The 6,209-nt window shown below is 61.9% G+C and carries 6 protein-coding genes; all 6 read left to right on the forward strand.

The genetic code is table 11. From position 1 onward, the window contains the following. Window positions 1-18 precede the first annotated feature (18 nt). The 6 genes from AC5RK6_RS04765 (at window position 19) to AC5RK6_RS04790 (ending at window position 5,987) form a co-directional block, all read left to right on the forward strand. Window positions 19-1,287 (forward strand): ATP-binding protein, encoded by a 1,269-nt coding sequence (locus AC5RK6_RS04765; protein ID WP_320757045.1) that lies wholly within the window; start codon window positions 19-21, stop codon window positions 1,285-1,287. A 339-nt stretch (window positions 1,288-1,626) separates the two neighbouring features. Further along, window positions 1,627-2,781 (forward strand): ABC transporter substrate-binding protein, encoded by a 1,155-nt coding sequence (locus AC5RK6_RS04770; RefSeq protein ID WP_320757018.1) that lies wholly within the window; start codon window positions 1,627-1,629, stop codon window positions 2,779-2,781. Next, on the forward strand, window positions 2,765-3,928 hold the full coding sequence (locus tag AC5RK6_RS04775) for a FecCD family ABC transporter permease (protein ID WP_320757019.1): 1,164 nt from the start codon (window positions 2,765-2,767) through the stop codon (window positions 3,926-3,928). The genes AC5RK6_RS04770 and AC5RK6_RS04775 overlap by 17 nt, the downstream gene beginning before the upstream one ends. Next, window positions 3,921-4,721 carry an ABC transporter ATP-binding protein gene (locus tag AC5RK6_RS04780; RefSeq protein ID WP_284905917.1) on the forward strand — a complete coding sequence of 267 codons (801 nt, stop codon included), beginning with the start codon at window positions 3,921-3,923 and terminating at the stop codon, window positions 4,719-4,721. Before AC5RK6_RS04775 ends, AC5RK6_RS04780 begins: the two co-directional genes overlap by 8 nt. Continuing rightward, the gene (locus AC5RK6_RS04785) at window positions 4,714-5,325 is read left to right on the forward strand and encodes a hypothetical protein (protein WP_320757020.1); all 612 of its coding nucleotides are present in this window, start codon (window positions 4,714-4,716) and stop codon (window positions 5,323-5,325) included. The genes AC5RK6_RS04780 and AC5RK6_RS04785 overlap by 8 nt, the downstream gene beginning before the upstream one ends. Before the next feature lie 2 nt (window positions 5,326-5,327). Continuing rightward, window positions 5,328-5,987, forward strand: a complete 660-nt coding sequence (locus AC5RK6_RS04790; protein ID WP_320757021.1) for a hypothetical protein — start codon at window positions 5,328-5,330, stop codon at window positions 5,985-5,987. The last annotated feature ends 222 nt before the right edge of the window (window positions 5,988-6,209 follow it).

Below are 6,209 nucleotides of genomic sequence, written 5' to 3' on the forward strand. Positions count from 1 at the left end.
ACCCTCTAGACTGGGGTTATGGACACGGAAGCAGTTGCAGGAATTCCCTATCTTCCCCGGGCTCTAGACCGCCTGGTCACGCGGGCTCTCGCCTCGTCAGGCGCGCTAGTCATTGAAGGCCCGCGCGGCTGCGGAAAGACAATGACGGCACTGCATCACTGCGAATCCGCTGTTTTCTTGGACACCCCGCAGGCGCAGCAACTCGCGCAGATAGCTCCGGATGCGCTTCTGGAAGGCGGACGCCCGCGGCTCCTCGACGAATGGCAGCTCAATCCAGACCTGTGGAATATGGTGCGCCGGGCGGTGGATTCCTCCCCCGGCTTCGGGGATTTCATTCTCACCGGCTCCTCGGTTCCGGCAGGTGACATCACGCGCCACACCGGCGCCGGGCGTTTCACCCGCGTCCGCCAACGCACGATGACCTGGCAGGAAAAGGGGCGCAGCTCGGGCGCGGTATCCCTCGAAAAGCTCCTCGCCGGGGAGCCCGTTTCCACGAACCTCAGCACGCCTCCTCTCGATTCCGTGATTGAGGCCCTGCTGCGCCCAGGCTTCCCCGGGATGCTCGATCTGGAAGGCGAGGCGGCGTTCTTCGCGCTGACCAGCTATCTCCAGGAGATTGCACGTGCCGATATTCCTCGGATTATTACCTTGCGCCAAGACCCGCAACTCATCTTGCATCTACTTAGGACCCTGGCCCGCTCGGTGGCATCCGAAGTCTCCATCGCCACTCTCAAAAAGGATCTGGACGCGGTTTTCCCCGCGTCGAGTCGGCAAACGGTATCCACTCTTCTGGATACTCTCCAGCGGCTTTTCGTTGTTGAGGCGGTTCCGGCCTGGTCGGTTCGGCTTCGTTCCAAAGCCCAGTTGCGGCTGTCACCCAAGTATCACCTGGCCGATCCGGCGCTCGCGTGTGCGGCGCTTGCCGCGGATAGCTCGGCACTGCGGCGGGATCTAGAAACTCTCGGATTTATTTTCGAGTCCGCGGTTGTGCACGATCTCAGCGTTTTTGCCGAGATCCTGGGTGGGCACGTGCGGCATTACCGCGATTCCTACGGCCATGAAATCGATGCGGTGCTGGAATTCCCGGGAGGCGTATGGGCGGGCGTTGAAGTCAAACTCGGGGGCGGGCAGGTCACCCGAGGCGCGCGCAGTCTCAAAAAAGCAGTTGATCAGATCGCGCCGGAACGCGGCGAACCCGCTTTCCTCGCCGTCATTACCGGCACGGGAATAACCGGGCCCGCAGCCGAGGGCGTTACCACTTTCCCGCTCAGCGCACTAGGCCAGTAACGCCGGCCCTCTGCGCAGGCAGTAGCGCCGGCCCACCTCGCCGAGCCACACCCCGCGCCGCGCCCGCCGTACTGAGCATCCACCCCGCCCCGCCCCACCCCGCCCCGCCCCGCCACGCCAAGCCAAGCCAAGGCCAAGGCCAAGGCCAAGCCAAGGCCAAGGCCAAGGCCAAGCCAAGGCCACGCATACTCATACTCACCCCCGGATTTTCAAGCATTTACAAGGATTTTCACGCCACAAAACTGTTGACACCCCGCACACCAGTCCATAAAGTTAGGGTCACCTAACCACTAGGTCGGGACCTGGTTTCACGCCCCGGCCGATAACAAAGGAGCATTGGTGAAACGCCGTGTTATGACCGTTGCCCTGAGCGCGCTCTGCGCCGGGTTGCTGGCGAGCTGTTCCGCATCTTCCACCTCTACCGAATCACCTACCAGCTCGAGTGGCGCCAGCGCAGCTGCGTCGTCGGCCTCCCCCGCCACGGGCGATGCCGCAAGCGGCCCGATCACCGTAACCGATCAGCGCGGCCACCAGGTAGAAGTCACGCGCCCGGTGCAAAAAATCGCCTCCGCGGTGATCCCCGCGCCCACCATTATTGCCGCGGTGGACGGATCCTGGGACCGCATTGTTGGGATTAACGAATCGCTGCTGGTCGCCAATAAGCAGGGCATTATTTCGAAGATTTTCCCGGCGTCCGTCACCACCCCGGTGATCGCGGATCGCCAATTCACCCCGAATATGGAAACTATTCTGGCGCAGGATCCGGATGTATTTATTCAGTGGGGTGACCGTAGTGAGGATCTCATCACCCCGATTGAGTCGGCCGGCATTCCGGTGCTCGGGCTCAAGTACGGCACCCAGGAAAATCTGGAAACCTGGATCAAGCTTTTCGGGGAAATCCTCGGCAAGGAAGATCGCGCCGCGCAGCTCATTGACTATATGCACAGCGAACAGGAATCGATATCCAAGCAGGTCGCAGCGCTGGGCAAGCCCAAGCCGCGCGGGCTGCAGCTGAGCTACTCGGCGGAAAAAATGTCCGCGAATACCGAAAAGAGCTACGGGCAGCACGTTTTTGATGTGGCCGGAACTCAGAATATGGCCACCTCGGATGTGGTGCAGGATGGAATCGTCTCCCCGGAGCAGATCCTGGCGTGGGATCCGGAAATCATTTTCCTTTCCGCTTTCGACAAGGCCGTTCCCGATGACCTTTACAATGATCCGCGGCTGGCCGAAGTAAGTGCGATTAAGAATAAGCGTGTCTACCGCGCCCCGCTGGGCGTGTACCGCTGGCAGGTTCCCTGCGCGGAATCCCCGCTGTACTGGAATTACGTAGCGGCCCTCGCCTACCCGGGTGAATTCAAGGTCGATATGCCCGCGCTCATGCGCGAGAAGACGAAGTGGGTCTACAACTACGATCTCACCGACGAAGATATCGATCTAGTTCTGCGCACCGATATTAATGCCGGCAGCGCCAATTATGACGTTGTCCGCTAAATCCGCAGATTCAGCGGCCGGTGCGGCTGCGACCAGCGCGGCTGCGGCGCCGGGAATGATGAGTACGACGACGGCGGGGGCTAGCGCCCCCGCACCCGCGGCCAGCACGCCCACCACAGCCGCAAGTACCATCGCCCGGCGCCGCACCGCGGCTTTCGCGGTGCTAGTTATCACCACCATCGCGCTGCTCGGCGCGATGGTGGTGGCGATGGGCATGGGCCAACTGTCCATTAGCGCTCCGGACGTGGTGCGTATTCTCTTGTCGAGTCCGGATGATGTGGATCGCTCGGCCCTCGTGGCTATTAACCAGATTCGAGCTCCGCGAGTCATTCTTGCCGTGGTGCTCGGTGGTTGCCTGGCTGTTTCTGGCGCGGTGCTCCAGTCCCTGTTCCGAAATCCGCTGGTCTCCCCCGATATCGTAGGGGTGTCCTCCGCGGCTGCGTTCGGCGGGGTACTGGCGATTCTGGTGGGCACCTCGAGTTTCATCCTCATGGGTTCCACTTTCATTTTCGGGCTCTCCGCGGTGGTCTGCGTCATGCTCATCGGGCGGATTCGCTCCCATTCGGCCACGCTGACCATCGTGCTGGCAGGCGTGGTAGTTTCCGCGTTCTTTAATGCGATGGTCTCCCTCATGACCTACGTGGCCGACCCGTACAGCAAACTCCCCTCGATTACCTTCTGGCTCATGGGCTCCTTAGCTGCGGCGTCGTGGGCAAAAGTAACCACCATTATCATTCCCGTCATTATTGGCCTTATCGTGGTGGTGGCGCTGCGCTGGCGTATTAATGTGCTCTCGCTAGGTGATGAGGACGCCCGGGCGCTCGGCATTAATCCGAGTGCGATGCGCTGGGTGTGCATTTTCGCCGTCGCTCTTCTCACCGCGGCTTCGGTGGCCGCCGCTGGCATTATTGGTTGGGTGGGTCTGGTGATCCCGCATCTGGTGCGCCTGCTGGTGGGGCACGATAATCGCGTGGTTATCCCGGAGTCTTTCCTCATGGGCGGGATGTATCTCCTCATTATTGACACGATTGCGCGCAATGCGACCTCGGTGGAAATCCCGGTGGGAATTTTGACCGCCACCATCGGCGCCCCGGTATTTATCGGGCTGCTCATTCGACGCGCACGGAAAGGGCGGGCTCTTGCTTAAGGCAGAAAATCTTGGGCATCACTATCGTGGTGGCCCGTGGCTGTTCCGCGGGGTTGAACTGGAAGCCCGCCCCGGCGAAGTGCTCACGGTGCTCGGCCCGAATGCGCGCGGGAAAACCACCCTGCTGACCTGCTTGGCCGGGGTGCGCACCCCGGTGGAGGGCACCGTGCATTCGGACGGGCCTATCGGCTACGTGCCGCAGTCCCACGCGGCGAACCACCAGTTCACCGTGCATGACATGGTCCTCATGGGCCGGGCTCGCACCATGCGAGTTTTCGCCAGCCCCTCGGCGGCCGATAGTGAGGCCGCGTGGGAGGCCCTCGAACGGGTGGGCATCGCACACCTGGGTGGGGCTACGTATGCCGAGCTCTCCGGCGGGCAACGCCAGCTCACGCTCATTGCCCGCGCGCTGGTTGCCACCCCGAGCACCCTTATTTTGGATGAGCCAACTTCCGCGCTGGACCTGCGCAATCAACGCCGTGTCCTCACGATTATTCGCACGCTCGCGGCCGAGGGCCTGGCCATTATTATGACCACGCACGATCCAGCGCATGCCTTCCTAACCTCACGCACCACCCTTGTCATGGATGCCGATGACCTCTCCATCGGGGAAACCGCACGGCAACTCACCGAAGCGCGGCTGAGCACGCTTTACCGCACTCCGATTCGGGTCCGTGATGTTCCGGTTGACCGTGGCTCGCAGTGCGTCGTCGTCCCAGATTTTAGTGCGAACGACGACGCCGCCCCTTCCGCTTCCACACCGCCCTCGCAAAGAAAGGACCACGATGGGTAATATTCTCACGATTATGAATATGGTGCGCGATGCGAGCACGCCACCTGATCTTATTGATACGTACGAGCTGCCCGGCACTGACCTCACGGGATATCGCGGGATCGTGGTGTCGATGGGCGCCGATCAGCTTTTCTTGGAAACTCAGCGCGAGCGCCTGAGCGCCTGGGTGCGCGCGGGCGGGAAACTGCTGGCCAACGGCCTGCCAATGCGGCGCTGGGTGGATGGGTTGCCGAGCCACCGGAAAATGGAATTTCACGGGCTTGATGATGTATGGCTCAGCGCGGTGGATCCGCATCCGATCTGGGAGGGCGTGGAGCGGCGGGATATGCTGCTGCGCACCGGCGTGCCCGGCCAGCATTCTTTCGAGGAACTACGCGAGATCGGGGTGGCCGGTTTTTACGCGCGTTCTTTCCTGGCTGAGCTGCCCGAAGGCGCGCGGGTGATCACTGGAATCGGGCCCGGGAAGCTGCCGGTGGATGTCAGTTACCGGCTGGGTGAAGGCGAAGTGATTGTCCACAACGGTAATGATCTCAGCGGTTTCGCTTTCCCGGGGACGTCCGCCGCCGGGCTGCGCCGTGCTATCACCGAGTATCTGGAGAAGTAACGATGAAGAAAATAGCATTTGTGCACACCGGTTCGTTTTTCCACCTCGCGACCGTGAAGGATCCGGCCGTGCGGGCACGCCCGGTCACCCCCGTGTACTGGCCAGATTATTCAGGTGATTTTTCGGAGTTCGACGCCGTGTATCTGGCGGCGCGCAATCACCCTGGCGTGGTGGCCGCGAAGCACGGCCAGGTACTGGATTTCTTGGGGCAGGCGGATAAAAAAGTATTTATCGATGGTATTAACCAGGTGGATAGCTGGCTGCCGGGGACGTCCGAGACTCCGCGCGGAACGAATTTCTGGTCCTGGCGTACCGGCGAGGATCTGGGGCGGCGCTCGGTGAACACCGATCACCCGCTCTGGGAGTATCTTTCCGATGAGGCCGTCCACTGGCATTACCACGGAGTGCTCGCGCCTCCGGCGGGGGCGACGCCGTTGGTAGTGCTCACGCAAGTAGAACAGACTGGGCCGGGTGTGGACCCCTGGGGCGGGCATTATCTGGCGCTTCCGGATCATCCGAATATGCTGCTTTACCACGATAATGTGACGTTCCCGGCCGAGCTGGTGGTTTCCACGATGGATGCCACCTACCATCACGGGGCCGGCTTCATGCCCGGCGCCACGCAGTTGCTCTACCGCATGCTGGAGTGGCTCGGGGATTAGCGGTGGCGCGGGCCGGTGGCACGGGCTTCGGCGCACCCCGGGCGGCCGGCGCAACCCGGGAGGCCGGTGCCACCGGCGTGCAACGTTGGCTGTACGCGAGCACGAGTCTTAGTAGAGGACGCAATCGGGTGGGCGTGCGAGGTTTTCGCGCGCCCACCTGCTTTCTATCCCCGCTGAAAGGCCCCGGAGCCTCACGTGCATGAGGTCGCTAATATTGAAATA

This window comes from Actinotignum sp. usb-actsch-213 (assembly GCF_059085665.1).